Raw genomic sequence first — 24,560 nt, forward strand, 5'->3', positions numbered from 1 at the left:
AGCCCGGCGAGGCCGGGCGCCTACCGGAGGAAGGGGCTTTCCTCGCGGAACTTCGCGACGAGGTGCGCGGGCGCCTTCTCCGGGGACCCCGCGTCGTAGGGCGGCTGCGGGTCGTACTCGGTCAGCAGCTGTACGGTCTGCGCGTGCTCGTCGCCCGCGATCCGGCCGGCCAGGGTGAGGCCCATGTCGATGCCCGCGGAGACGCCGGCCCCCGTGACGTACTTTCCGTCGAAGACCACCCGCTCCCCCGTCGACTCGACGCCGAGCCGGTCCAGTTCGGCGAGGGCGAGCCAGTGGGAGGTGGCGCGGCGGCCCTTGAGGAGGCCCGCGGCGGCCAGGGCGAGGGAGCCCGTGCACACGGAGGTCGTCCAGGTGGTCGTGGCGTCGACCGCGCGGAGCCAGCCGAGGAGCGGCTCGTTCTCCAGCTGGTCGCTCCGTCCGGGGCCGCCGGGGACGACGACGATGTCGGGGCGCCGCACCTCGGCGAAGGACTTGTCGGCGACGAGGGCGAGGCTGCCGGTGTCGTCGCGCACCGGGCCCGCCTGCTCGGCCACGAAGACGGTCTCGGCGCCGGGGAGGCTGCTCAGGGTCTGGTAGGGGCCGATGGCGTCCAGGACGGTGAAGCGCTCGTACAGGGCGATGGCTATCTGCATGGGGTCTCTGACTCCTGTCGGTGTGGAACGGCGGAAGGAACGGTCGGAACAGGGTGGAAGCGGCGGCGGTACTCGGCGGGTGCGGCGCCGAGGACCTTGACGAAGGCGCGGCGCATGGCCTCCGGGGTGCCGTAGCCGCAGGCGCGTGAGACCTCCTCGATCCCGTCGGAGGTGTCCTCCAGGAGCCGGCGGGCGTGTTCGACGCGGACGCGCTCGACGTACTTGCCCGGCGTCAGCCCGGTCTCCGCCAGGAAGGCACGGGCGAAGTGGCGGGGCGAGAGCCGGGCGCGCGCGGCCAGCGCGTCGACCGAGAGGTCGTCGGCCGGGTGCTCGGTGATCCACTGCTGGACCTCGCGCAGCGGTTCGCGCCGTGCGGTCTGCGCGGCGAGCTGCGCGCTGAACTGCGCCTGGTTTCCCGGGCGCCGCAGGAAGACCACGAGATGGCGGGCGACCGTGAGCGCCACCTCGCGGCCGAGGTCCTCCTCGACGAGCGCCAGGGCGAGATCGATGCCTGCGGTGACGCCTGCGGACGTCGCGACATGGCCGTCGCGCACGTAGATGGGGTCCGGGTCGACCTCTACGCCCGGGTGCTGTTCGGCGAGGCGGTCGCAGTACGCCCAGTGCGTCGTCGCCCTGCGCCCTTCCAGCAGGCCGGCCTCGGCGAGCCGGATCGCTCCGGTGCAGACCGACACCAGGCGCTCCGCGCGCGGGCCGTTCTCGCGCAGCCAGCCGGTCAGGCCCGGGTCCGCCGAGCACGTGCCGAGACCGCCCGGGACCACCAGGGTGTGCGGCGCCGGGGCGTCCGCCAGGGTGGAGTCAGGGGTCAGGGTGAGGCCGCTGGACGTGCGGACGGGGCCGCCGTCGAGGGAGGCGGTGCGGACGAGATAGCCGCCCTTGCGGTCGGCGAGGCAGAGGTCAGCGCCCGTGAAGACCTCCACGGGCCCGGTGACATCGAGGCTCTGGACGCCGTCGAAGAGGACGACCAGGACGGTTCGCTGGGCCATGTCTCCGAGTCTTGTCCCGCCGCCCGATGTCCGCAATGACGAAGAACCCACCTTTCCTGCCATACCGGGGAGCCGGTCCGGGGAGCCGGTCCGGAGACGGCGTGTGAGCCGACCTGTGAGCCGACCTGGGGACGCCATACCAACCAGTAGGTATCGTGCGGGCATGACCTCTTCGACTACCTCGTCCGCGCCCGCCGCCCTGGAGCCGCGCGCCGGCCGCCGCTGCCACAACGTGCTCAACGCGCTCCACTCGACGCACTACTTCTCGCCCGACGTCGGGCGGGAGCTGGGCGCCCTCGGGATAACCCACCGGCACGCCGTCAACTTCGCCGTGCGCGCGGCGGCCCTGGGCGCCGTCGGCCCCGGGACCGTGGCCGCCACCTTCTACAACTACAAGTACGAGCTCGTCGCCGCGCACGTCCCCGGGATCTGGCGGACGGCCTCCCCCGAAGACGTCCTCGCGGCGCGGCTGCGGGCCGTCGACACGACGCTGCGGCGTCTCCTCGGCGACGAGCTCGTCGCCTCGCCGGAGATGGCGGAGGCCGCGGGCCTCGCGCTGCGCGCCGCCGAGGCCTGCACCCGCGGCGCCCGTCCGCTGTACGCAGCCCACGCCGACCTGCCCGTCCCCGAGGAGCCGCACCTCGCCTACTGGCACGCGGCGACGCTGCTGCGCGAGCACCGCGGCGACGGGCACCTGACCGCGCTGCTCGACGCCGGACTCGACGGTCTCGAAGCCCTGGTGAGCCACACCGCGACCGGCAAGGGCACCAGCCCCAAGTGGGTCTTCTCCACCCGCGGCTGGAACCAGGAGGAGTGGGACGCCGCCACCGAGCGGCTGCGCGCACGCGGAGTCCTCGACGGCGAGGGCGAGTTGACGGAGGACGGCGTGGCGCTGCGCCGGGACATCGAGGCGCGGACGGACCACCTGGACCGGGCCCCGTACGAGCACTTGGGCGCGGCGGGCGTCGAGCGTCTGACCGAACTCGGCACCCTGATCACCGGCACGGCGCTGCAGGCCGGCGCGTTCCCCGCGGATCTGCTCGGCAAGCGCTGAGCGCCGTTCAGGCATGGCTTGGCCGAGCTGAGGTACCCGGTCGTCTCCTGGCCGCCACCCCGGCCGTGTCGGGAGACGAAAGGGGAAACCTCATGTTCCGTGCCATCGCGGACGTCCTGCGCCAGATAGCCGGCGCCATCGCCACCGTCGTCACCCTGCCGTTCCGGGCCCTCGCCCGCCTGTTCGGCGGAGCTTCCAGCACCGCGGGGCGGGCCGGGCGCGGCGGCGGCCGCCGATCCGGGCGCATGGGCCGGGCCCGCCGGGTCTGATCCTCTCTGTCGGCGCCACCTGCCACAATTGCCCGGCAACCTGAGCGAGAAGGCGGTACCGGAACGTGGCAGCTTTGAAGACGTCCACCCCAGCGTCCATCGAGAGCAGGATCGCCGAGGAGCTCGGCGTACGGGAGCGGCAGGTGAAGGCCGCCGTCGACCTGCTCGACGGCGGCTCGACGGTGCCCTTCATCGCGCGCTACCGCAAGGAAGCGACCGAGATGCTCGACGACGCGCAGCTGCGCACGCTCGAGGAGCGCCTGCGCTACCTGCGCGAACTGGAGGACCGGCGCGCCGCCATCCTCGAATCCGTCCGCGAGCAGGGCAAGCTCACGGACGAGCTCGAGGCGCGGATCCGCGAGGCGGACACCAAGGCGCGGCTCGAGGACATCTATCTGCCCTTCAAGCCGAAGCGGCGCACGAAGGCGCAGATCGCCCGCGAGGCGGGGCTCGAGCCGCTGGCCGACGGGCTGCTCGCCGACCCGACCGTTGAACCGCACGCCGCCGCGGCCGCGTTCGTCGCCGCCGACAAGGGCGTCGCGGACTCGCAGGCCGCGCTGGATGGGGCCCGGGCGATCCTCGCCGAGCGGTTCTCGGAGGACGCCGACCTGATCGGTGAGCTGCGCGAGCGCATGTGGGTGCGCGGCCGCCTCGTGGCGAAGGTGCGGGAGGGCAAGGAGGAGGCGGGCGCCAAGTTCGCCGACTACTTCGACTTCGCCGAGCCCTTCACCGAGCTGCCCTCGCACCGCATCCTCGCCATGCTGCGCGGCGAGAAGGAGGACGTCCTCGACCTCGTCCTGGAGCCGGAGGAGGCCGACGCCACGCCGGGCACCCCTTCTTCGTACGAGGGGATCGTCGCGCACCGCTTCGGCATCGCCGACCGGGGGCGCCCGGCCGACAAGTGGCTCCAGGACACCGTGCGCTGGTCCTGGCGTACCCGGATCCTCGTGCACCTCGGCATCGACCTGCGGCTGCGCCTGCGGACGGCCGCCGAGGACGAGGCCGTCCGGGTCTTCGCGTCCAATCTGCGCGATCTGCTGCTCGCGGCGCCCGCGGGCACGCGCGCGACGCTGGGCCTCGACCCCGGTTTCCGTACGGGTGTGAAGGTGGCCGTCGTCGACGCCACCGGCAAGGTCGTCGCGACCGACACGATCCACCCGCACGTCCCGGCGAACAAGTGGGACCAGTCCCTGGCGACGCTCGCGCGGCTCGCCAAGGAGCACGACGTCGACCTGATCGCCATCGGGAACGGCACGGCGTCCCGCGAGACCGACAAGCTCGCCGGTGAACTCATCGCCAAGCACCCGGAGTTGAACCTCACGAAGGTGATGGTCTCCGAGGCGGGCGCCTCGGTGTACTCGGCTTCGGCCTTCGCCTCGCAGGAGCTGCCGGACCTCGACGTCTCGATCCGCGGCGCGGTGTCCATCGCGCGGCGCCTCCAGGACCCGCTCGCCGAGCTGGTGAAGATCGACCCCAAGTCGATCGGCGTCGGCCAGTACCAGCACGACCTGTCGGAAGTGAAGCTCTCGCGCTCGCTGGACGCGGTCGTCGAGGACTGTGTGAACGGCGTCGGCGTGGACGTGAACACGGCGTCCGCCCCGCTCCTCGCGCGTGTCTCGGGCATCGGCTCGGGCCTCGCGGAGAACATCGTGGCGCACCGCGACGCGAACGGCCCGTTCAAGAGCCGCAAGAGCCTCAAGGACGTGCCCAGGCTCGGCCCGAAGGCGTACGAGCAGTGCGCGGGCTTCCTCCGCATCCGCGGCGGCGACGACCCGCTGGACGCCTCCAGCGTGCACCCCGAGGCGTACCCCGTGGTGCGCAAGATGGTGAAGTCGGCGGGGGGTGAGGTCGCTTCGCTGATCGGCAACACGAGTGCGCTGCGCTCGCTGAAGCCGGAGCAGTTCGTGGACGACGTCTTCGGTCTGCCCACCGTCACCGACATCCTGAAGGAGCTGGAGAAGCCCGGGCGCGACCCGCGTCCCGCCTTCAAGACGGCGACCTTCAAGGACGGCGTGGAGAAGATCTCCGACCTGACCGCCGGGATGATCCTCGAAGGCGTCGTGACGAACGTCGCCGCGTTCGGTGCCTTCGTGGACGTGGGCGTCCATCAGGACGGTCTGGTGCACGTCTCCGCCATGTCGAAGACGTTCGTCAAGGACCCGCGGGACGTCGTGAAGCCCGGCGACATCGTCAAGGTGAAGGTCATGGACGTCGACGTCGCTCGTAAGCGGGTCTCGTTGACGCTGCGTCTCGACGACGAGGCGGCTGCTTCCGGCGCCTCGGACGAGACGCAGCCCAAGCGGGGCGGGCGGCCGCCCAGGCAGCGGCAGCAGGGCGGCCAGGGGCAGCGCTCCGGTCAGGGGCAGCGCGGTCAGCGGCAGCAGCAGCGGCAGGGGCCGCCGCCCGCCAACGACGCGATGGCCGAGGCGTTGCGGCGGGCCGGGCTCGTGGATCCCAAGCGGGGCTGACGCTCAGCAGCGGGGCTGACGTGCGGCGCCGGGCGTGAGGTGCGCGGAGGTCAGAGTGGCGGTTCCGTCACTTTGCCCTCCGCCACCGCCAGGCGGCGCGTCACCCGGACCGCGTCCAGCATCCTGCGGTCGTGCGTGACCAGGAGCAGCGTTCCCTCGTACGCCTCCAGGGCCGACTCCAGCTGCTCGATCGCCGGCAGATCCAGGTGGTTCGTCGGCTCGTCCAGGACGAGGAGGTTGACCCCTCGGCCCTGGAGCAGGGCGAGGGCCGCACGGGTCCGCTCGCCGGGAGAGAGCGTGGCCGCCGAGCGCAGCACGTGGTCCGCCTTCAGGCCGAACTTGGCGAGCAGCGTGCGCACTTCGGCCGGCTCGGTGTCCGGTACGGCCGCGCAGAACGCGTCCAGCAGGGACTCCTTGCCGTGGAACAGCGCGCGCGCCTGGTCCACCTCGCCGACGAGGACGCCCGAGCCGAGGGCCGCGTGGCCCGCATCCAGCGGGACGCGTCCCAGGAGGGCGGCGAGCAGCGTCGACTTGCCCGAGCCGTTCGCGCCGGTGATGGCCACACGGTCCGCCCAGTCGATCTGCAGCGTGACCGGGCCGAGCGTGAACGCGCCCCGGTGCACCTCCGCGTCGCGCAGGCTCGCGACGACCGCGCCGGAGCGGGGTGCCGCCGCGATCTCCATGTGGAGCTCCCACTCCTTGCGGGGTTCCTCGACGACGTCGAGGCGCTCGATCATGCGCTGCGTCTGGCGGGCCTTCGCCGCCTGCTTCTCACTGGTGTCGCTGCGGAAGTTCCGGCCGATCTTGTCGTTGTCGCCGCCCTTGGCGGCCTTGCGGCGGGCGTTCTTGACGCCCTTGTCGGCCCAGGAGCGCTGCATCTGGGCGCGGCTCTGGAGCGCCGCCTTCTTGTCGGCGTACTCCTCGTAGTCGCCGCGGGCGTGGCGGCGGGCCGTCTCCCGCTCCTCCAGATACGCGTCGTAGCCGCCGCCGTAGAGGTTGATCTGCTGCTGGGCCAGGTCGAGTTCGAGGACCTTGGTGACGGTGCGGGTGAGGAACTCGCGGTCGTGCGAGACCACGACGGTGCCGGCGCGCAGCCCTCGTACGAAGCTCTCCAGGCGCTCCAGGCCGGCCAGGTCGAGGTCGTTGGTCGGCTCGTCCAGGAGGAACACGTCGTAGCGGGAGAGGAGGAGCGAGGCGAGGCCCGCGCGGGCCGCCTGGCCTCCCGAGAGCGACGTCATCGGCTGGTCCAGGCCCACGGTGAGGCCGAGCGAGTCGGCGACTTCCTCGGCGCGCTCGTCGAGGTCCGCGCCGCCGAGCGCCAGCCAGCGCTCCAGGCTGGTGGCGTACGCGTCGTCCGCGCCCGGGGCGCCGTCGACGAGGGCCTGGGTCGCGTCGTCCATGACGCGCTGGGCCTCCGCCACGCCGGTGCGGCGGGCCAGGAAGGCGCGGATGCTCTCGCCGGGGCGGCGGTCGGGCTCCTGGGGGAGGTGTCCTACGGAGGCGGCGGGCGGCGAAAGCCTCAGCTCACCCCCTTCGGGGGCATCCACCCCCGCGAGCAGCCGCAGCAGGGTGGACTTCCCCGCTCCGTTGGCCCCGACGAGACCGATGACGTCGCCGGGGGCGACGACGAGATCCAGTCCGGAGAACAGGGTGCGGTCGCCGTGGCCGGCGGCGAGATCTTTGGCGACGAGGGTTGCGGTCATCAGGGGGTGATTGTAGGTGAGGGGTGGGTGGGGGGTGCATCGGGTTTTGGGCGGGGCGGGGCGGGTTCTGGCGGGGCGCCTTGGGCGGGGGCGCCTTTGCTTCGTCTGTGGGTGCGGGGCCGCGGGGGTATGTACGTACTCGCCATCACTGCGCGCCACGCCTCAAGAACAAAGACGCCACAGTGCGCTCAGTGCTCCGTGCGCACATACCCCCACGTCCCCTCCCGTCTCCATCGCGGCTGCGCCCCGGTGGGGGTTCACCACCCCTTCGGGCGCGGTTGCGCCTGTGGCCCGGTTGGGGTTCACCACCCCCTCGGGCACGTTTGCGCCTGCGGCCCGGCGGGGGTTCCTCGGGCGCACCTCGCCTTCGCTCTCCTGCACGGCAGCTGCGTCACGGGGCGACCCCCACCCGCCCGTCCCCACCCCCCGGGGCGTCGCGGGGAACACCGGCCCACCCGCCCCTACCCCCGGCGGGACGTCGCGGGGCAAACGGGTGGGTGGGTGGGAGGTATCCGCCGCGGAGCGGCGGGCTTGGGGGCCTACCCCAGCGGGGCGGGGCAGGCCGGGGTCACCAGGACGCTGGTGGAGGTTCGGGCTACCACGTAGGCGTTGCCCTTCGTGGACTTGGGGGCGAGGGGAACCTCGTGGTGGCCCGGCTCCAGGACCTCGTCGAAGACTTCGTGGACATGCGTGCGGGAGAGCCGGTCCACGCGGTACGTCGTGAGTCGGACCCGGCACGTGGAGGTGACGTCCAGCTGTGCCGAGGCCGGATCCGCCGCGAGACGGGTGAGGCGGCGCTGTTCCCGCGGGCTGCGGTCCAGCGCGTACTCGATCTGGGCGACGAGGAGCGGGATGATGGGCGCGAGGCCGTCGACGTAGGCGACGTCGACACCGGCCGCGTCGAAGGCCGACCGTACGGCCCGGCGCGTGGCGTCGGGGATCGTGGGTCCGAAGGCGACCGCCCCGTACGTGCGGAGCTCGTCCTCCGGGACTCCCTCCGCGTCCGCCGCGATCTCCGCGCCGATGCCGATCGTGCGGAGCGCCGCCGCCAGCTTGGCGAGCACCGCCACGCGGGCGCCGATCAGCAGGACGCGGCGGCGGGTCTGCCGCTCGCTCTCGGAGAGCAACTGGTGCAGCGCGGCACGGTATTCGGCGCCCCGGAAGCGGAAGGGCCCTATGCCGTGGTAGCCGTTGAGCTCCAGATCGGCGGGTTCGGCCGTCTGCCAGGCGAAGTCGCGCCAGACGAAGTCGTCACTGCCGTCGCCGCTCCGCTCGATCACCGCCGTGACGGCGCCGCACTCGAGACCCTCGCACTCGGGGCAGCCGTATATGACGTACCGCCCGTCGCCCAGCGGCGCCTCGGCCTCCAGGAGCAGCCTGCGGACGTGCGCGGTGAAGATCGCCGGGGGGATGTCGGCGGCCAGCGGCGACACCGCGTCGAGGTCGGAGAGCTGGAAGAGGAGGGGGCGCCCGTTCACGATGAAGTCGACGAAGTCGCGGTGTACTTGGTAGTCACCGTTGGCGAGAACTCCACCGGCGCGCATGGCCGGTGCCAGACCGAAGGTCGCGTACTCGGCAGACATGCTGTGAGTATCCCCACCTGACGTGCGATGTGAGCACGGCATCACGGATTCCGCTGCGGGGCGTGCCCGGCGGAGCGGAATGAGTGGGCCCAGGAGGCGGCGCGGACGGTGGGCCCCGCCTCCTGGGGCGGCCGGGTCAGCGGGGGTCGGCCGGGTCGTTGTCCTGTTCCGGTCCGTCACCGTCGCCGGTGTCGTCGCGGGCGGGGCCGATCCGGAGCTCGAAGTCACCGTCGTGGTGCTCGTGGCCTGCGATGACGGCCTTTTCGAGGACCTCGGTGCCGTGCTCGCCGCGGACGATCAGCGGGTCGTGGCGCAGGTCCCGCATGAGGGACACGCACATGCCGATCATGACGAGGGTGAACGGTGCGGCGACCAGGATCGTGAGGTTCCGCAGGCCCGTGAGCGCGTCGTCCGAGCCGTCGCCGATCAGCAGCATGATCGCCGCGACGGCGCCGGTCACGAGGCCCCAGAAGACCACGACGAACCGGCCGGGTTCGAGGGCACCCTTCTGGGAGAGCGTGCCCATCACGATGGACGCGGCGTCGGCACCGGAGACGAAGAAGATGCCGACGAGGATCATCACGAGCAGGCTGGTCACGGTGGCGATCGGGTACTCGTGGAGGAGGCCGAAGAGCTGGGCCTCCTGGGACATGTCGCCCTTGAGCCCGCCGCGGTCGGAGACGGTCATGGCGCTGCCGCCGAACACCGCGAACCAGATGAGGCTGACGGTGCTGGGCACCAGGATGACGCCGCCGACGAACTGACGGACCGTACGGCCGCGGCTGATGCGGGCGATGAACATGCCGACGAAGGGCGTCCAGGAGATCCACCAGGCCCAGTAGAAGACCGTCCAGCTGCTCAGCCAGTCCGCGACGCCCTTGCCGCTGGACGCCTCGGTGCGGCCGATCAGCTGCGGCAGGTCGTTGAGGTAGGCGCCGATCGACGTCGGCACCATGTCGAGGATGATGACCGTCGGGCCCGCGATGAAGACGAAGACGACGAGCAGCCCGGCGAGCACCATGTTGATGTTGGAGAGCCACTGCACGCCCTTCTCCACACCGGAGACGGCGGACGCCACGAACGCCACGGACAGCACGGCGATGATCACGACGAGCAGGCCGGTGCCCGCGGTCTTCATCCAGTCGAGCTCCTCGATGCCGCTGCCGATCTGCAGGGCGCCGAGGCCCAGCGAGGCGGCCGAGCCGAAGAGCGTGGCGAAGATGGCGAGGATGTCGATGACCCGTCCCCAGGCGCCGCGTGCGTGCTTCTTGCCGATGAGCGGCTCGAAGACGGCGCTGATGGTCTGCCGGCGGTTGCGGCGGAAGGTGCTGTACGCGATGGCGAGGCCCACGACCGCGTAGATCGCCCACGGGTGGAGCGTCCAGTGGAAGAGGGTGGTGGCCATCGCGGTCTCCATGGCCGCGGGCGCGTCCGCCGGGTCGGTGCCCGGCGGTGGCGTGGTGAAGTGGGCCAGGGGTTCGCTCACCCCATAGAACATCAGGCCGATGCCCATGCCGGCACTGAACATCATGGCGACCCAGGAGACGGTGCGGAACTCCGGGTCCTCGCCCTCCCGGCCGAGCGTGATCTTCCCGTACCGGCTGACCGCCAGCCAGAGCGCGAAGACGACGAACCCGGTGGCGGTCAGCATGAAGAACCAACCGCCGTTGTGCATCAGACCGTTGAGCATGTCCGTGGAGACATTCTCGAGCGAGTCCGTCGACACCGCGCCCCAGATCACGAACGCGAGGGTGAGCACGGCGGTCACGCCGAAGACCACCCGGTCCGTCTGTGGGGACCGACCGCCGGGGGCGGGCGCCATGATGTCCGGCGACCCTCCCCCGTCGTCCGCTTTATGTTGATCCTGCGTCACAAGTGACACCTTTCAAGGGGTCGATTGGGTCGAGACTTTGTTCTCCGCTACCCCCTACCACATGTGACGCACCTCTCACCTGCTCAACAGACCATGTCGGGCCGACCTGTGACCATGTGATACGGCGCACGCTCGTCGAGCAGCAGCGGCACGAGAGCCCGTGCCGACTGCCGCAGCGGGACGTACGCGCCGGACTTGAGGCGCTTCACGGTGACCCCGTGCAGGGCCAGTTCGTCCTTGATGTCGCCGTACTGGGCGGCGGTCAGGCGGTAGCCGCAGGGCGGGTTCTGGATGGTCTCCGACGGCTCGGCGGGGTCGTTGTCGGCGCCGCCGACGTAGACCGGGCCGCGGTCGCGGTAGCCCTCGGCGCGGGCCGCGCCGGTGGCCGCCTCCAGCTGTCGGCGGCGTTCGTCCGTGTAGTCGAACAGCCCGCCGAGCGCCGACAGCTGGGACGTCACGCGGCGCCGGTTGTTCAGCGCCTCGTCCTTCTTCTCGGCGTCCGTCAAGGGGTCGACGCGGCTCTCGATCAGGAGGCCCGCGGCGTGCTTGATGCCGGACATGTTGCGCAAGATGCGCTCCTGGCCGTCGCCCGCGACCTGCTTGATGGGCTCGCCGGTGACGGGGTCGGTCCAGATTCCGTACGTGCCGGTGGTGTGGCCGTCGCGCTCGGCGGCCGGTCGCACGTACGCCTTGGACAGGGTCTGCGCCTCGCCGTGCACGGCCTCGTCGGTGTTGAGGTTGCGCGGCCAGAGGTCGAACAGGTCCTTGTCGTAGAACTTGGGGGTGGCGCCGTACTCGTGCAGGTCGTAGATGACGTCCGGCTTGCGGTCGCGGATCACGGCGGCCAGGGCGCGGGCCTCCGCGGTCTTCAGGGAGAGGTGGTCGCGGTTGATGTCGACGCCGTCGGAGTTGCCGCGGGTGTCGGCGGCGCGGCCGTCCGGGTTGGCGGTGGGCACGACGAGGAGCGTGGTGCGGGAGAGGAAGCGCTTGGTCTTCTTGTCCTTCGCGTAGGCGAGGTCGCGGATCGTGGACAGGCATGCCTCGCGGCCCGAGGGCTCGTCGCCGTGCTGGCTGCAGATCAGCAACACGGTGTTCTTCGTCGGGCGTTCGCCGATGCGGACCAGCTGGACGGGGCGGTCCTGCTTGGTGGTGCCTATGCGGGCGACCGAGACTCTCTTCGCGGCTTTGTCCACCGTGGCGAGGAGGTCCTGTTCCTCGGGCTGACTGGTCCAGCGCGCGCCGTTCGTCTCCTCGAATCCGGTACGGGGCGGGGTCGGCGTCGCCTGTGCGGGCGCCGTCAGGAGCGGTGCGGCGAGCGCGGCGGCGGCGCAGGCGAGCGCCAGGGTGCGGATGCGGGGTGTCATGAAGTGGTGCCTCCGGGGATGGGGTTGAGCGGACGCGGCGGGGCCACGCCGTCGAGGCGGGACTCGCGGGGAGCGACGGACTCGGTGGTCGTGAACGCCTTCGCGCCGCCGGCCAGCGGCACCTTCGCGTAGGTGCGGGCCAGGTCGAGGGTGAGCGTCGGTGTGTCCGCGGGCGGCTCGATCAGGTTCCTGTCGGTGCCCGCGACGATCAGTGCGAGCCGGTGGCCCTTGGGTACGACGTGGTCGGTCGCGGCGAGGTCGAGGGTGATGGTGTGCGGTTTGCCCGGGGTGAGCGGGCGGCCGTGCCGGGCGTCGGCCCAGTTGCCGAGGTCGGCCCAGCCGCGGCTGAAGATGGTGTAGTCGACGGCGGCGGTCTTGGCGCGCGTCTCCTTGAAGCAGGAGCTGTCACCCGTGGTGCTCGCGCCCCAGCAGGTGCGTTCGGGGAGGGTGGTGATGCCCTCGCCCGCGGCGGCGTAGTCGCGGATGGTGTCGGGTCCGAGGTCGACGAGGACCGCGGAGAGATGGGCGGTGCGGGTCGTCGGGGTCGCGGTGACGGTCACCGTCGATGAACCGGACAGGCGCAGGTCGCGGGCGAGCGGCTTGCTGACGAAGCCCGCCTTGCTCGGAGTCGATGTGTCGATTCGCTCGGCCCAGTCGGTCTCGTCGAGACCCGGGTCGTCGGTGAAGGTCTCGGTGCCCTTGCCCGGGCGGGTGCCGAGGGTGCCCACGCCGGGTGCGGCGCCCTTGGCGGGGCGCAGCTTGACGGCGTGCGTGCCGCGCGGGGGCCAGACGCGGTCGGTGCTCCAGCGGTCCGGGGCGCGCTCGATGTCGGCCATCGGTTCGCGGTCGATGCCGTTGTCGTATCCGAGGAGTTCGTGGTCGAACCAGCGGTGCAGCGTGCGCACCCACTCGGCGCGGCGGAAGTCGAAGGGGTCGACGTGGCCGGCCTGGCTGAGCCAGATCTTGCGGTCGACGCCGTGCTCGGCGAGGGCGTCCCACCACTGGCCGAAGTGCTTGGTGCGGACGTTGAGATCCTGCATGCCGTGGACGACGAAGACGCTGGCGCGCACCTTGTCGGCGTCCGGTACGTGGTTGCGCTCGCTCCACAGCCGGGTCCAGTCGCCGGTGCGGGGCGCACCGTCGATCAGCCGCTGCTGCACGGCGCCGCAGCGGGCGCGGGCCTCGGGGCTCTCCACGTAGTTCGACAGCCACTCGGGGCCGCCGTCGTAGAGCGGGGCGCCCTTGGCGAAGTAGTAGTCGTACCAGGAGGAGATGGCGCCGATGGGCACGATGGTCTTGAGCCCCGGCACTCCCGTGGCGGCGACGCCCTGCGCGACGGTTCCGTCGTAGCTCTTGCCGACCATGCCGGTGGCGCCGTTGCTCCACGACGCCGTCGCGCGTTCCCCGCCGGTGCGGCTGGTGTAGCCGCGGGCGCGGCCGTTCAGCCAGTCGACGACGGCCTTGGCGGACCGGACGTCGGAGCGTCCGCCGACGTCGACGCAGCCGTCGGAGCGGTTCGTGCCTGCGAGGTCGACGGCGACGTAGCCGTAGCCGCGGGGCACGAAGTAGTTGTCGTAGTAGAGCGGGAAGCGGACGGGGTCGCCGTTCTCGTCGTACGTCTTCTTCTGGCTCTCGTTGCCGCGTCCGCAGCAGGCGTAGTACGGGCTCGCGTCCATGATCACGGGTATCCGGCGGCCAGTGCGGTCGAGTTCACGGGGTCTGACTATGTCGACGGCGACGCGGTCGGTCCTGCCGTCCGCGTCGCCGTCGATCCTGGTGTCGACCCATACGGATTCGCGTATCGCGTCCTCGTACGAGTACACGGGTCTGCTCTCGCCCGGCTTGCGCGGGGCCGGGGCGGCCCCCTGCGCCGCGCCCGGGGACATGAGGGTGGCCATCAGGGCGGCCAGGGCCGCCGTAAGCAGCGTTCTCCACAGGAGTCGGGTGCGTCGCGCACGTATCGGCATGGCGCGGAAGGTACACCGGTGAACCCCCGTGCGACAGAGGGCCGCACGCGGTCGCGACAGGTGCATGGGACAACCAGGCACATGTCGGCCGAATGGCGATCGTGTGACGTCCGAGGCCATGGACATGACGTGTGCGGGCGGGGCTGAATAGGCTCCAGGACCAAGACGAACAGATGTTGTGCCCCTACGACTTGGAGCTCTTGTGCACCGCAGACTCATCGCCCCGGGCGCGCTCGCGGCCTCTCTCCTGCTGGCGATCCCGGCATCGGCGGCGGACTTCTCCCCCGGGGCGCCGGGCATCGGCGACCCCTACTACCCGGCGAGCGGCAACGGCGGATACGACGTCTCGCACTACGACCTGCGGCTGAAGTACCAGCCCAGGACGGACCTTCTCGAAGGCACGGCGACACTCAACGCCCGCACCACGCAGGACCTCTCGCGCTTCAACCTCGACTTCGGGCTCAAGGTCTCCGAGGTGCGGGTCAACGGCAAGAAGGCGAAGTTCAAGAAGACCGGCGACCAGGAGCTGGAGATCACCCCGCAGGCCGGGCTGCCGAAGGACACGGCCATCACGGTCGTCGTGCGGTACGCGGGCAAGCCGTCCGAGCTGAAGATCAACGGTTACACGGCCTGGCACCGGACGCCGGACGGCGGCGTCGCGGCGCAGGAGCCGGAGGCCGCCGTGTGGTGGTTCCCCTCCAACGACCACCCGCTGGACAAGGCGACGTACGACGTCTCCGTCTCCGTGCCCGACGGCACCCAGGCGATCTCCAACGGCGTGCTCCAGGCGCAGAGTTCCCGCCTCGGCTGGACCCGCTACAGCTGGCGGTCGAACAAGCCGCAGGCCAGTTACCTCGCGACGCTCGCGGTCGGCAAGTTCGACATCACGACCGACAAGACGGAGAGCGGCCTGCCCGTCCTGAACGCGTACAGCAAGGATCTGGGTGACAACGCCGGTGCGGCACGGGCCAGCATCGAGCGGACCACCGAGATCACCGAGTGGCTGGAGACGGTCTTCGGGAAGTACCCCTTCAACGCGCTCGGCGGCTACGTGCCGAACGTGAAGAGCAGCTACGCCCTGGAGACGCAGACCAGGCCCTTCTACAGCCCCGCCGCGTTCGCGAACGGCTCCAACGCGTCGATCGTCGTCCACGAGATCGCCCACCAGTGGTACGGCGACAGCGTCTCCGTGCACCACTGGAAGGACATCTGGGTCAACGAGGGCTTCGCCCGCTACAGCCAGTGGCTGTGGTCGGAGAAGGAGGGCGAGGGCACCGCGCAGGAGCTTGCGGACTACGTGTACTCCCTGCGCCCCGCGGACGACCCGTTCTGGAAGGTCAAGCCGGGTGACCCCGGCCCCGACAACCAGTTCCACGGCGCGGTCTACGACCGGGGCGCGCTCGCGCTGCAGGCGCTGCGCAACGAGGTCGGCGACGAGGCGTTCTTCAAGATCCTGAAGGGGTGGCCGAAGAAGCACGCGTACGGCAACGCCAAGGTCGGCGACTTCGTGAAGTACGCCGAGAAGATCTCGGGCAAGCCGCTCGCGGAGCTGTTCGACACGTGGCTCTACCAGCCGTCGCGCCCGGCGGCTCCCGCCGCGCGGGACGCCGGGATCGCCCGGTCGTCGGCCGCCCCGGCGAAGCCGAAGTCGTGGAAGCAGATCGCCGCGACGAACGGGGTGCACGACCACGGCCACTCCGACAAGCACGGTCACTGAGGACCGGGTGCGCCGCGCCGTCGGGGTCTACCGCCCGGCGGCGCGGTGCCGTGCCCTCGCCTTGCGGGCCGCGGGCAGATAGCGCAGGCGCTCCGGCAGGAGGGGCACCACGGTGCGGACCACCCGGCCGAAGCGGCGCAGCCTGCGCTCCTGCGCGGCGGTCCAGGGCAGGCCTATCGCCTCGCGGGCGTCCGGCGGCATCAGGCCGATCGTGACGAAGCGGCGGAAGCGGGCCAGCGGGGGCAGCAGTACGGGCCACAGGGCGCGCAGCAGCAGGCGTACGGGGAGCGGGCCGCGGTCCGGTGGCGGGACGGGCTGGTCGGTGGCGGTCAGTTCGGCGGCCACCCGCGTGAGTTCGAGCTCGTCGGCGAGGACCTTGCGGTAGTACGGCCAGAACTCCTCCAGCGTCTGCGGCATGTCCCGGTCGTGGAGGCCGAGGACGCGCCCGACCCTGAGCCACTCCGCGTACAGCTGCCGTTCCTGTGCCTCGGTGAAGGGTCGGCCGAGGTACCTCTGCGCGTGCTGGTAGACGGGGAAGCCGGTGGCGTGGACCCATGCGTAGTTCGCGGGGGTCAGTGCGTGGTAGCGGCGGCCGCGCGTGTCCGTGCCCTGGATGGTGCGGTGCAGTGCGCGCAGCCTGCGGCCCTCCGCGGCGGCCTCTTCCCCGCCGTACACCCACAGCAGGACCGAGCGCACCGAGCGCTCGCCCCTCCCCCACGGGTCGGTCCGGAAGACGGAGTGCTCGTCGACGCCCGCGCCGACCGCCGGGTGCGCGACCTGCATGGTGAGCGCGGGCGGCAGCATCAGGAACATGCGGATGTCGCCCGCGATGCTCCAGAGGATGCCACCGGGCGGGGGCGGTTCCGGGTCGCGGTCGTCGGCGTGGTGGTTCATGTGACGTGCTCCTCGGCCGTGCCCGGTACGTGCGTGTTCCAGTATGCGACCGCGGGCGGACGGGCCGTCAGCGCGCCAGGGCGTACGCGTCCAGGATGACGTCGAGGACCGCGTCGGGTTCGCGGACCGTCGGGAAGTGGTCGCTGTGTTCGAGGCGGACGAGGCGGCAGCCGGGGATGCGCTGCGCCATCGTCTCGTTCACGCGGACCACCTCGGGCTGGTCGAGTTCCCCAAGGGCCAGGACGCACGGAACGTCGAGCTCGCCGAGCCGGTCGTAGACGGGCGGGTCGGGGACGTTGTGGGGGTGGTTGGCGAACCAGGCCGGGATCACCGCCCTGATGTGGGCCTCCACCTCCGGGTCCGCTCCCCCGGCGCCCGCGGCGCCCGACGTGCGCCTGAGCAGGGCCACGATGCCGTCGATGTCGCGCGCCTCGGCGAGCCGGCCCATCTCGGCCATGAACTCCGCCGGGACCAGGTCGGCGGCACCGGTGACACCCGGGACGACCAGGGCGAGGCTCGCCACCCGCCCCGGGTCGCGGAGCGCGAGGCTGAGGGCCGTCGCGCCGCCCATGCTGGAGGCGGCCAGGACCGCGCGGGCCACCCCGTAGTGGTCGAGGACGGCGATCAGGTCCTCCACCAGGGAGTACGAGGAGGTCGGGGCCGGCGACCTGCCGTACCCCCGCGCGTCGTAACGGATCACCCGGTGCCGCTCCGTGAGGCTCGGCAGGATGCCGTCCCAGATGCGGGAGTCGCCGACTCCGGGGTGCAACAGGACCAGGGGAAGGCTGCCGCCTTCCGTGCCGCTCGGTTCACCCGAGTCGTGCGACCACAGTTCGCCGTCCTTGACCGAGACCATGACGTCCATGTCCCGAGTCTCCGGCTGCGGGGGCCGGGCCACCAGTGGGGGCGGCGGACGAGGGCGTGAATGCGTACGCCTAGCGACCGGAACCCGTCGGATCGGGCCCCGGCTCGGACCACGCGTCGGCGCGTGGGGCGGTCCGCGGGGCCTCCGCGATGCGGCCCGCCACTTCGGACGCCCACTCGGAGATCTGGCGGCGCAGCTCCGCCTCCGCCTCGGCACGCTCGGCCTCCTCGCGGGCCTGGCCGGTGGCGAGGGGTCCTGCGTCCTCCCACGGCCCGTCCGCGCGCGCCTCGGAGAGCAGCATTCCGCGCGGCTCCCGCCGGCTGCCGTCCACCGGCGGCGCTGCAAGTACGGGGACCCGGCCGGCGCCGGACAGGAGACGTACGGCGAGGAGGCAAAGGGCACAGAGCAGGGCGATGGGGCCGAGCTGCGTGGGGCCGAGCCACGTGGGGACGAGCTGCACGGGGATGAACTGCATGTCGGGGCTCTACCCGCTCATCCGTGCGCAACAACGCACACATGCGGGCCAGTTGCCCGGTGCGACCGATGCCGCACCGGGCCGAGCCGTCCTCCGCGCAGCGGCGCGCTGTCAGCTGTCCTTCGGCACCGTGAGGCTCTGCGCCTCGCGCTCCACCCGGCGCCGCACGCCGAACCAGCCGACGACCAGGGCCGCGCCCACGACCGGGATGAGGAACAACGTCTTGCGGCCGACCTCGGCGTCCTTCCACATCAGGCAGAGGACGGCGAGCAGGAACGCGATCGTCACGTACTCGGTGATGCCGCTGAAGGGGAGCTGGAACTTCGGCCGGGTGATCTCGCCGCGCTTCGCGCTGCGCACGAAGGCGAGGTGGCAGACCATGATCGTGATCCAGGTGCCGATGATGCCGAGCGAGGCCACGTTCAGGACGATCTCGAAGGCCTTGCCCGGAACCACCTTGTTGAGGCCGACGCCGACGACACCGAGGGAGGCGGTGAGCAGGATGCCGCCGTAGGGCACCTGGTTCCGGTTCATCTTGGCCGTGAACCTCGGGGCGGACCCCGCCATGGCCATCGATCGCAGGATGCGGCCCGTGGAGTAGAGGCCGGAGTTCAGCGAGGACATGGCGGCGGTGAGGACCACGAAGTTCATCACGTCGCCGGCGGCCGGTACGCCGATCTTGGACAGGACCGTCACGAACGGGCTCTGGTCGGCCGAGTACACCGTGCCCGGCAGGAGCAGCGCGAGCAGGACGACGGAGCCGACGTAGAAGAGGCCGACGCGCCACATGATCGAGTTCACCGCGCGCGGGACGATCTTCTGCGGCTCGGCGGTCTCGCCCGCCGCGACGCCGACCAGCTCCAGCGAGGCGTACGCGAAGACGACGCCCTGCATCACGATCACGACCGGCATCAGACCGTTCGGCATGAGGCCGCCGTGGTCGGTGATCATGTTGAGGCCGGGCGTCTCGCCGCCCACCTTGTGCTGGCTGGCCAGCAGGAAGATACCGATGATCATGAAGGCGCTCAGTGCGGCCACCTTGATGATCGAGAACCAGAACTCCATCTCGCCGAAGTACTTCACCGAGACCAGGTTCACCGACAGCACGACCGCGAGGGCGATCAGCGCGAGCACCCACTGGGGTATGTCGGTGAAGAAGCTCCAGTAGTGCGTGTACAGCGCGATCGCCGTGATGTCGGCGATGCAGGTGGTCGACCAGTTGAGGAAGTACATCCAACCGGCGAAGAACGCGCCCTTCTCGCCCAGGAACTCACGCGCGTACGAGACGAACGAACCGGACGAGGGCCGGTACAGGACCATCTCGCCGAGCGCCCTGACGACGAAGAACGCGAAAATGCCGCACACGAGGTACGCGAGGGCGAGCGCGGGGCCCGCCGAGTGGAGGCGGCCGCCCGCCCCCAGGAAGAGGCCGGTGCCGATCGCGCCACCGATCGCGATCATGTTGACGTGACGGGCCTTGAGGTCCTTGCTGTAACCGGCGTCGCCCGCGTCCGCGGGGGCCTGGCGCGCATCGGTGCGGGATGCGTCCAGGACGGCCGAATCTACGGCTTCCTTGCTCACGTGGGGGATCTACTCTCTGGTGCCCGGAAGAGCTCCGGGGTCCGGATGTGCTCCGGCCCGCGACACCCCTGACGCGCGCGGACCGACGGGACACCTTCCCCCACACATCGCCCCCCACGCGGTGGCACACGTCACATAGCGGGACTTCTCACATGCTGGTCAGGGGGTGTACAGAGCATCGATGACCTGCATGTACTTGTCACGGATGACCCGGCGGCGCAGCTTCAGGGACGGCGTCAGCTCGCCGGTCTCCGGGCCCCACTCCTCGGCGAGCAGCCGATAGCGCTTGATCTGCTCGGTGCGGTTCAGGCGCGCGTTGGCGGCCTCCACCGCGCGGGCCACTTCCGCGAGGACCGCCTCGTGGGTGACCAGCGTGGCGAGCTCCCCCTCGATGCCGCGCGCGGCGGCCCAGGCGGGCGCCATCTCCGGGTCGAGGACGAGCAGCGCCACCAGATACGAGCGGCCGTCCCCGTGGACGAGGGCCTGCCCGATCAGCGGGTGCTCCTTGAGCGCGCTCTCGACGAGGGCGGGCGCGACGTTCTTGCCCGTCGAGGTCACGATCATTTCCTTCTTGCGGTCGGTGAGCCAGAGGTAGCCGTCCGTGTCGAGCCGCCCGATGTCGCCGGTGGCGAACCAGCCGTCGGCGTCCCGCGCGTCGTCGACGCCGCCGTCCGGCCGCAGGTATCCGTCGAAGACCGTCGCGCCGCGCACCAGGATCTCGCCGTCGTCGGCGACGCGTACCTCCAGGCCTTCGAGGGGGCGGCCCACCGAGCCGATCCTGAACCCGTCGGGACCGTTCGTCGTGACGACGCCGGAGGTCTCGGTGAGCCCCCACGCGTCCATGATCACGAGGCCGAAGCCGGCCCAGAACCTGGCCACGTCCACCGGCATCGGCGCCGACGCGCTCGCCGTCCACACGAGGCGGTCGAAGCCGGCCAGGGCGAGCAGCGGGTCGAGCACCTTCTCCTTGGCCTCCGCATACGCCGCCGCCAGCTCGGCGGGCGGCTCCTCCCCGCGCTCCCGGCAGGCGACGTGCGCGCGTGCCGTCTCGTTCGCCGCCTCGATGGCGCGGCGCCGCTCCTCCGGCAGCCCGGCGAGCGCGGCCCGCACGGAGGCGGCGAGCTTCTCCCACACGCGCGGGACGCCGAAGAACTGGGAGGGACGCAGCTCGCGCGCGGTGGCGGCCACGTGCGCGGGGTCGGCGCACAGATAGACGTGGGCGGCGCGGAGCACCGGCAGGTAGATGCCGAGCAGACGCTCCGCGATGTGCGCGAAGGGCAGGTAGCAGATGTGCCCGACGTGTGCGGGGAGCTCGACGACGCCGTCCAGGGCGATGCCGTTGAGGATCACGTTGCGGTGGGTGAGGCGGACGCCTTTGGGGTCGCCGGTGGTGCCCGAGGTGTAGACGACGGTGAGCGGGTCGGTCGGGCGGTTCTCACGCCAGGCCTTCTCGAAGGCGTCGGGGTTGAAGAGGCGGCTGCCGGTGGCGTGCAGGGAGCCGTACGTGCGGTGTTCGCCCGCATCGGCCGCCTCCACGACGACGAGGCGCTCCAGCGGTGCCGTGGCGTCCGACAGGAGGGGTTCCCAGCGCGGCAGTTCGCGGGCGCCCTCGACGATCGCGAAGCGGGCCCGGCTGTGCCGGACGATGTGCGCGACCTGCTCGGGGGCCGACGTGCCGTACACGGTGACGGGCACGGCACCGAGGTGCACCAGGGCGAGGTCGCTCAGCCAGTGCTCGGGGCGGTTGCCCATCATCATCAGGACGTGCTCGCCGCGCTCGACGCCGAGCGCGGCGTAACCGGCGGCGAGGACGGCCACCTTGCGCCGCGCCTCGCGCCAGGTGAGCGTCGACCACTCCTCCCCCGCACGCCACGAGAGCGCGGGCAGGTCGCCGTGGTCCTCGGCGTTGCGGAGCAGCAGGGCGGGGAGCGTGATGTCGGCAGGATCTCCGGGGAGTCGCAGGATCGTGGTCATGACCGCCTCCTGGTGCCATCGATTGGGCCGGAGGGTTTCACAACACTGGTGTGCCAGCAATACTGTTGCACCGGATTGACGCACGAAGCGGGGAGACGTCCCCCGAGCCGACCGGGGAGGGATGGCGCCGCCATGACGACCGACACCGAGGGTGTCGCGACCGGGGCCGAGGAGCCGACGCTCACGGTCGACGAACTCGCCGCGCGCGCGGGCGTCACGGTCCGCACGATCCGCTTCTACAGCACCAAGGGGCTGCTCCCGCCCCCGGTCATCGGGCCGCGCCGCGTCGGCCACTACGGCCAGGAGCACCTGTCCCGGCTCGCGCTCATCGAGGAGCTCCAGCACCAGGGCATGACGCTCGCCGCGATCGAGCGGTATCTGGAGCAGCTGCCCGCGGACCTGAGCGCGCACGACCTGGCCATCCACCGTGCCGTGGTGGCCTCGTGGGCGCCCGACTCGGCGGAGGACGCCCCGCACGCCGAGCTGGAGCGCAGGGCGGGCCGCGCGCTCGACGACGAGGACCTGGACCGGCTCGCGGCGATGGGCGTGATCGCCCGCACCCCGGTGCCGGGCACGTACCGCGTGGACCTCGGCCTGCTGCGCCTCGGGGTGCAGCTCCTGGACGTGCCGATTGCGCACGAGACGATCCTGGCGGCGCGCACGGTCCTGATGGAACACACCCGCGAGGCCGCGCACGAGCTGTCCCGGCTCTTCCGTGACGAGGTCTGGGGGCCCTACCGCGAGCGTGAGTCGGACCCCGAGCACGTGGCGGCGATGCGGTCGCTCTCGGCCCATATGCAGCCGATGGTGGTGCAGGCGCTGGTGACCGCGTTCCAGCGGTCCCTCAAGGAGGAGCTGCGGGAGTGGCTCAAGGAGGGCTGAGCCACTCCCGCGGACGGTGACGGGCGACGGACGACAGGTCAGTCGTCGCTGAACGTCTCGCCGTTCTCCGCCTTCTCGATGAGCAGCGCGGGCGGCGTGAACCGCTCTCCGTAGCGCTCGGTGAGCTCACGCGCGCGTGCCACGAATCCGGGCAGACCGCCTTCGTAGCCGTTGATGTACTGCAGGACGCCGCCCGTCCAGCCCGGGAAGCCGATGCCGAGGATGGAGCCGATGTTGGCATCGGCGACCGACGTCAGGACGCCCTCCTCCAGGAGGCGTACGGTGTCGAGCGCTTCGGAGAAGAGCATGCGCTCCTGCATGTCCTTGAACGGGATCTCGTGCCCCGGCTTGGTGAAGTGCTCGCGCAGGCCCGGCCAGAGCTTGGCGCGCTTGCCGTCCACGTAGTCGTAGAAGCCCGCTCCCCCGCTCCTGCCGGGGCGCTCGAACTCGTCGACCATGCGGTCGATCACGGTGTCCGAGGGGTGGCCCGCCCAGGTGCCGCCCGCCTCCTCGACGGCCTTCTTCGTCTCGTTGCGGATCTTGCGGGGCAGGGTGAGGGTCAGCTCGTCCATCAGGGACAGGACCTTCGCCGGGTAGCCCGCCTGGGCCGCCGCCTGCTCGACGGACGCGGGCTCGATGCCCTCGCCGACCATCGCGACGCCTTCGTTGATGAAGTGCCCGATGACGCGCGAGGTGAAGAAGCCGCGCGAGTCATTGACGACGATCGGCGTCTTGTTGATCTGGCGCACCAGGTCGAAGGCGCGGGCGAGCGCCTCGTCGCCGGTCCGCTCGCCCTTGATGATCTCGACGAGCGGCATCTTGTCGACGGGCGAGAAGAAGTGGAGCCCGATGAAGTCGACGGGCCGCGAGACGCCCTCCGCGAGCGTGGTGATGGGCAGCGTGGAGGTGTTGGAGCAGAGCAGCGCGTCCGGTTCGACGATGTCCTGGATCTCCTGGAACACCTTGTGCTTGAGCGAGGTGTCCTCGAAGACCGCCTCGATCACGGCGTCACAGCCCGCGAGGGCCTGCGGGTCCGCGGTCGGCGTGATGCGGGCGAGCAGCGCGTCCGCCTTCTCCTGGGTCGTACGGCCCCGCTGGACGGCCTTGGCGCAGAGCTTCTCGGAGTACCCCTTGCCCTTGGCTGCGGCTTCGGCGGAGACGTCCTTGAGGACGACCTCGATGCCCGCGCGGGCGCAGGAGTACGCGATGCCGGCGCCCATCATGCCCGCGCCGAGCACGGCGACCTTGCGGACCTGGCGCGGCTCGATGTCCTTGGGACGGTTGGCGCCGGAGTTGACGGCCTGGAGGTCGAAGAAGAACGCCTGGATCATGTTCTTGGCGACCTGGCCCGTGACCAGCTCGGTGAAGTACCGGGCCTCGATGGTCAGCGCGGTCTCGAAGTCGACCTGGGAGCCCTCGACGGCCGCCGCGAGGATGTTCCGCGGGGCCGGGTAATTGGCCCCCGCGGTCTGCTTCTTGAGGTTGGCGGGGAAGGCAGGGAGGTTCGCCGCGAACTTGGGGTTCGCCGGGGTGCCGCCCGGGATGCGGTAGCCGGGCCTGTCCCAGGGCTGCTGCGACTCGGGGTTGGCGTCGATGAAGGCGCGGGCCTTCTCGATCATCTCCTCCGGAGTGGCGGCCACTTCGTGGACGAGGCCGTTCTCCAGGGCGCGCTTCGGGTTGTACTGCGTGCCCTGGAGGAGCACTTTGAGGAGTGCGTCCGTGATGCCCATGAGGCGCACGGTGCGGGTGACGCCGCCGCCGGCCGGGAGCAGGCCGAGGGTGACCTCGGGCAGGCCGATCTTGGAGCCGGGGGCGTCGAGGGCGATGCGGTGGTGGGAGGCGAGGGCGATCTCGTAACCGCCGCCGAGGGCCGCGCCGTTGATGGCGGCGACGACGGGCTTGCCCAGGGTCTCGATGCGGCGCAGCGAGTTCTTGATCGCGTTGCCCGTGTCGAACGCCTGCTGGGCGTTCTCCGGGCCGACCTTGATCATGTCCTTGAGGTCGCCGCCCGCGAAGAAGGTCTTCTTCGCGGAGGTGTAGATGAACCCGCGGATGGCGTCCTTGTCGGCCGCGACGGCGGCCTCCGCGCGGTCGGCGATCGCCGCGATGGAGTCCTTGAACGCCTGGTTCATGGTGTTCGCGGACTGGTTGGGGTCGTCGAGGACGAGGGTGACGACACCGGTGTCGTCCTGTTCCCAGCGGATCGTTGTGCTTGCGGTCATGTCTGTTTCTCC

The 24,560-nt window shown here is 71.3% G+C and carries 17 protein-coding genes and 1 pseudogene; 5 read left to right on the top strand and 13 right to left on the bottom strand.

Going from position 1 to position 24,560, the window contains the following annotated elements; genetic code table 11:
* Positions 1-20 precede the first annotated feature (20 nt).
* Positions 21-653, bottom strand: a complete 633-nt coding sequence (locus ACH4D5_RS06530; protein WP_398299237.1) for a DJ-1/PfpI family protein — start codon at positions 651-653, stop codon at positions 21-23.
* The gene (locus tag ACH4D5_RS06535; RefSeq protein ID WP_398299239.1) at positions 644-1,657 is read right to left on the bottom strand and encodes a GlxA family transcriptional regulator; all 1,014 of its coding nucleotides are present in this window, start codon (positions 1,655-1,657) and stop codon (positions 644-646) included. Before ACH4D5_RS06535 ends, ACH4D5_RS06530 begins: the two co-directional genes overlap by 10 nt.
* Positions 1,658-1,820: 163 nt before the next feature.
* Here ACH4D5_RS06535 and ACH4D5_RS06540 point away from each other — a divergent pair, with 163 nt between their 5' ends.
* The 3 genes and pseudogenes from ACH4D5_RS06540 (at position 1,821) to ACH4D5_RS06550 (ending at position 5,448) form a co-directional block, all read left to right on the top strand.
* The gene (locus ACH4D5_RS06540) at positions 1,821-2,711 is read left to right on the top strand and encodes a hypothetical protein (RefSeq protein WP_398299241.1); all 891 of its coding nucleotides are present in this window, start codon (positions 1,821-1,823) and stop codon (positions 2,709-2,711) included.
* Positions 2,712-2,803: 92 nt separating this feature from the next.
* Positions 2,804-2,917 (top strand): annotated as a pseudogene (locus tag ACH4D5_RS06545) (LPFR motif small protein); the annotation flags it as partial.
* Between the two features lie 128 nt (positions 2,918-3,045).
* Positions 3,046-5,448: a Tex family protein gene (locus tag ACH4D5_RS06550; protein WP_398299243.1), complete on the top strand. Its 2,403-nt coding sequence runs from the start codon at positions 3,046-3,048 to the stop codon at positions 5,446-5,448.
* Between the two features lie 50 nt (positions 5,449-5,498).
* Here ACH4D5_RS06550 and ACH4D5_RS06555 read toward each other — a convergent pair whose 3' ends face one another.
* The 5 genes from ACH4D5_RS06555 to ACH4D5_RS06575 all read right to left on the bottom strand — a co-directional run bounded on the left by ACH4D5_RS06555 (position 5,499) and on the right by ACH4D5_RS06575 (position 13,938).
* Entirely contained in the window at positions 5,499-7,151 is a 1,653-nt protein-coding gene (locus ACH4D5_RS06555) for an ABC-F family ATP-binding cassette domain-containing protein (RefSeq protein ID WP_398299245.1), read from the bottom strand.
* A gap of 539 nt (positions 7,152-7,690) precedes the next feature.
* Positions 7,691-8,734: an oxidoreductase gene (locus ACH4D5_RS06560; RefSeq protein ID WP_398299247.1), complete on the bottom strand. Its 1,044-nt coding sequence runs from the start codon at positions 8,732-8,734 to the stop codon at positions 7,691-7,693.
* 136 nt (positions 8,735-8,870) lie between these two features.
* Positions 8,871-10,556: a BCCT family transporter gene (locus tag ACH4D5_RS06565; protein ID WP_398299979.1), complete on the bottom strand. Its 1,686-nt coding sequence runs from the start codon at positions 10,554-10,556 to the stop codon at positions 8,871-8,873.
* A 134-nt stretch (positions 10,557-10,690) separates the two neighbouring features.
* A complete protein-coding gene (locus ACH4D5_RS06570; RefSeq protein ID WP_398299249.1) occupies positions 10,691-11,971 on the bottom strand; it encodes a M14 family metallocarboxypeptidase in 1,281 nt (426 codons plus the stop codon).
* On the bottom strand, positions 11,968-13,938 hold the full coding sequence (locus ACH4D5_RS06575; protein WP_398299251.1) for a Xaa-Pro dipeptidyl-peptidase: 1,971 nt from the start codon (positions 13,936-13,938) through the stop codon (positions 11,968-11,970). Before ACH4D5_RS06575 ends, ACH4D5_RS06570 begins: the two co-directional genes overlap by 4 nt.
* 202 nt (positions 13,939-14,140) lie before the next feature.
* On the opposite strand from ACH4D5_RS06575, the gene ACH4D5_RS06580 reads away from it, so the two are divergent.
* On the top strand, positions 14,141-15,655 hold the full coding sequence (locus ACH4D5_RS06580; protein WP_398299253.1) for a M1 family metallopeptidase: 1,515 nt from the start codon (positions 14,141-14,143) through the stop codon (positions 15,653-15,655).
* A 27-nt stretch (positions 15,656-15,682) separates the two neighbouring features.
* On the opposite strand, the gene ACH4D5_RS06585 is transcribed toward ACH4D5_RS06580, so the two are convergent.
* From ACH4D5_RS06585 to ACH4D5_RS06605, 5 genes are all read right to left on the bottom strand, one after another.
* The gene (locus ACH4D5_RS06585; protein ID WP_398299255.1) at positions 15,683-16,549 is read right to left on the bottom strand and encodes an oxygenase MpaB family protein; all 867 of its coding nucleotides are present in this window, start codon (positions 16,547-16,549) and stop codon (positions 15,683-15,685) included.
* Positions 16,550-16,616: 67 nt separating this feature from the next.
* The gene (locus ACH4D5_RS06590; RefSeq protein ID WP_398299257.1) at positions 16,617-17,414 is read right to left on the bottom strand and encodes an alpha/beta fold hydrolase; all 798 of its coding nucleotides are present in this window, start codon (positions 17,412-17,414) and stop codon (positions 16,617-16,619) included.
* 70 nt (positions 17,415-17,484) lie between these two features.
* The gene (locus ACH4D5_RS06595) at positions 17,485-17,889 is read right to left on the bottom strand and encodes a hypothetical protein (RefSeq protein ID WP_398299259.1); all 405 of its coding nucleotides are present in this window, start codon (positions 17,887-17,889) and stop codon (positions 17,485-17,487) included.
* A gap of 111 nt (positions 17,890-18,000) precedes the next feature.
* A complete protein-coding gene (locus ACH4D5_RS06600; RefSeq protein WP_398299261.1) occupies positions 18,001-19,470 on the bottom strand; it encodes an amino acid permease in 1,470 nt (489 codons plus the stop codon).
* 159 nt (positions 19,471-19,629) lie between these two features.
* On the bottom strand, positions 19,630-21,444 hold the full coding sequence (locus ACH4D5_RS06605) for an AMP-dependent synthetase/ligase (protein WP_398299263.1): 1,815 nt from the start codon (positions 21,442-21,444) through the stop codon (positions 19,630-19,632).
* Positions 21,445-21,576: 132 nt separating this feature from the next.
* Between ACH4D5_RS06605 and ACH4D5_RS06610 the strand changes: the two genes are divergently transcribed.
* A complete protein-coding gene (locus ACH4D5_RS06610; RefSeq protein ID WP_398299265.1) occupies positions 21,577-22,326 on the top strand; it encodes a MerR family transcriptional regulator in 750 nt (249 codons plus the stop codon).
* 38 nt (positions 22,327-22,364) lie between these two features.
* Here the strand turns inward: ACH4D5_RS06610 and ACH4D5_RS06615 are convergent, their stop codons facing one another.
* A complete protein-coding gene (locus ACH4D5_RS06615) occupies positions 22,365-24,548 on the bottom strand; it encodes a 3-hydroxyacyl-CoA dehydrogenase NAD-binding domain-containing protein (protein ID WP_398299267.1) in 2,184 nt (727 codons plus the stop codon).
* Positions 24,549-24,560 lie beyond the last annotated feature (12 nt).

Origin of the sequence: Streptomyces sp. NPDC018029, assembly GCF_044327655.1 — a bacterium.
GTDB lineage: Bacteria > Actinomycetota > Actinomycetes > Streptomycetales > Streptomycetaceae > Streptomyces.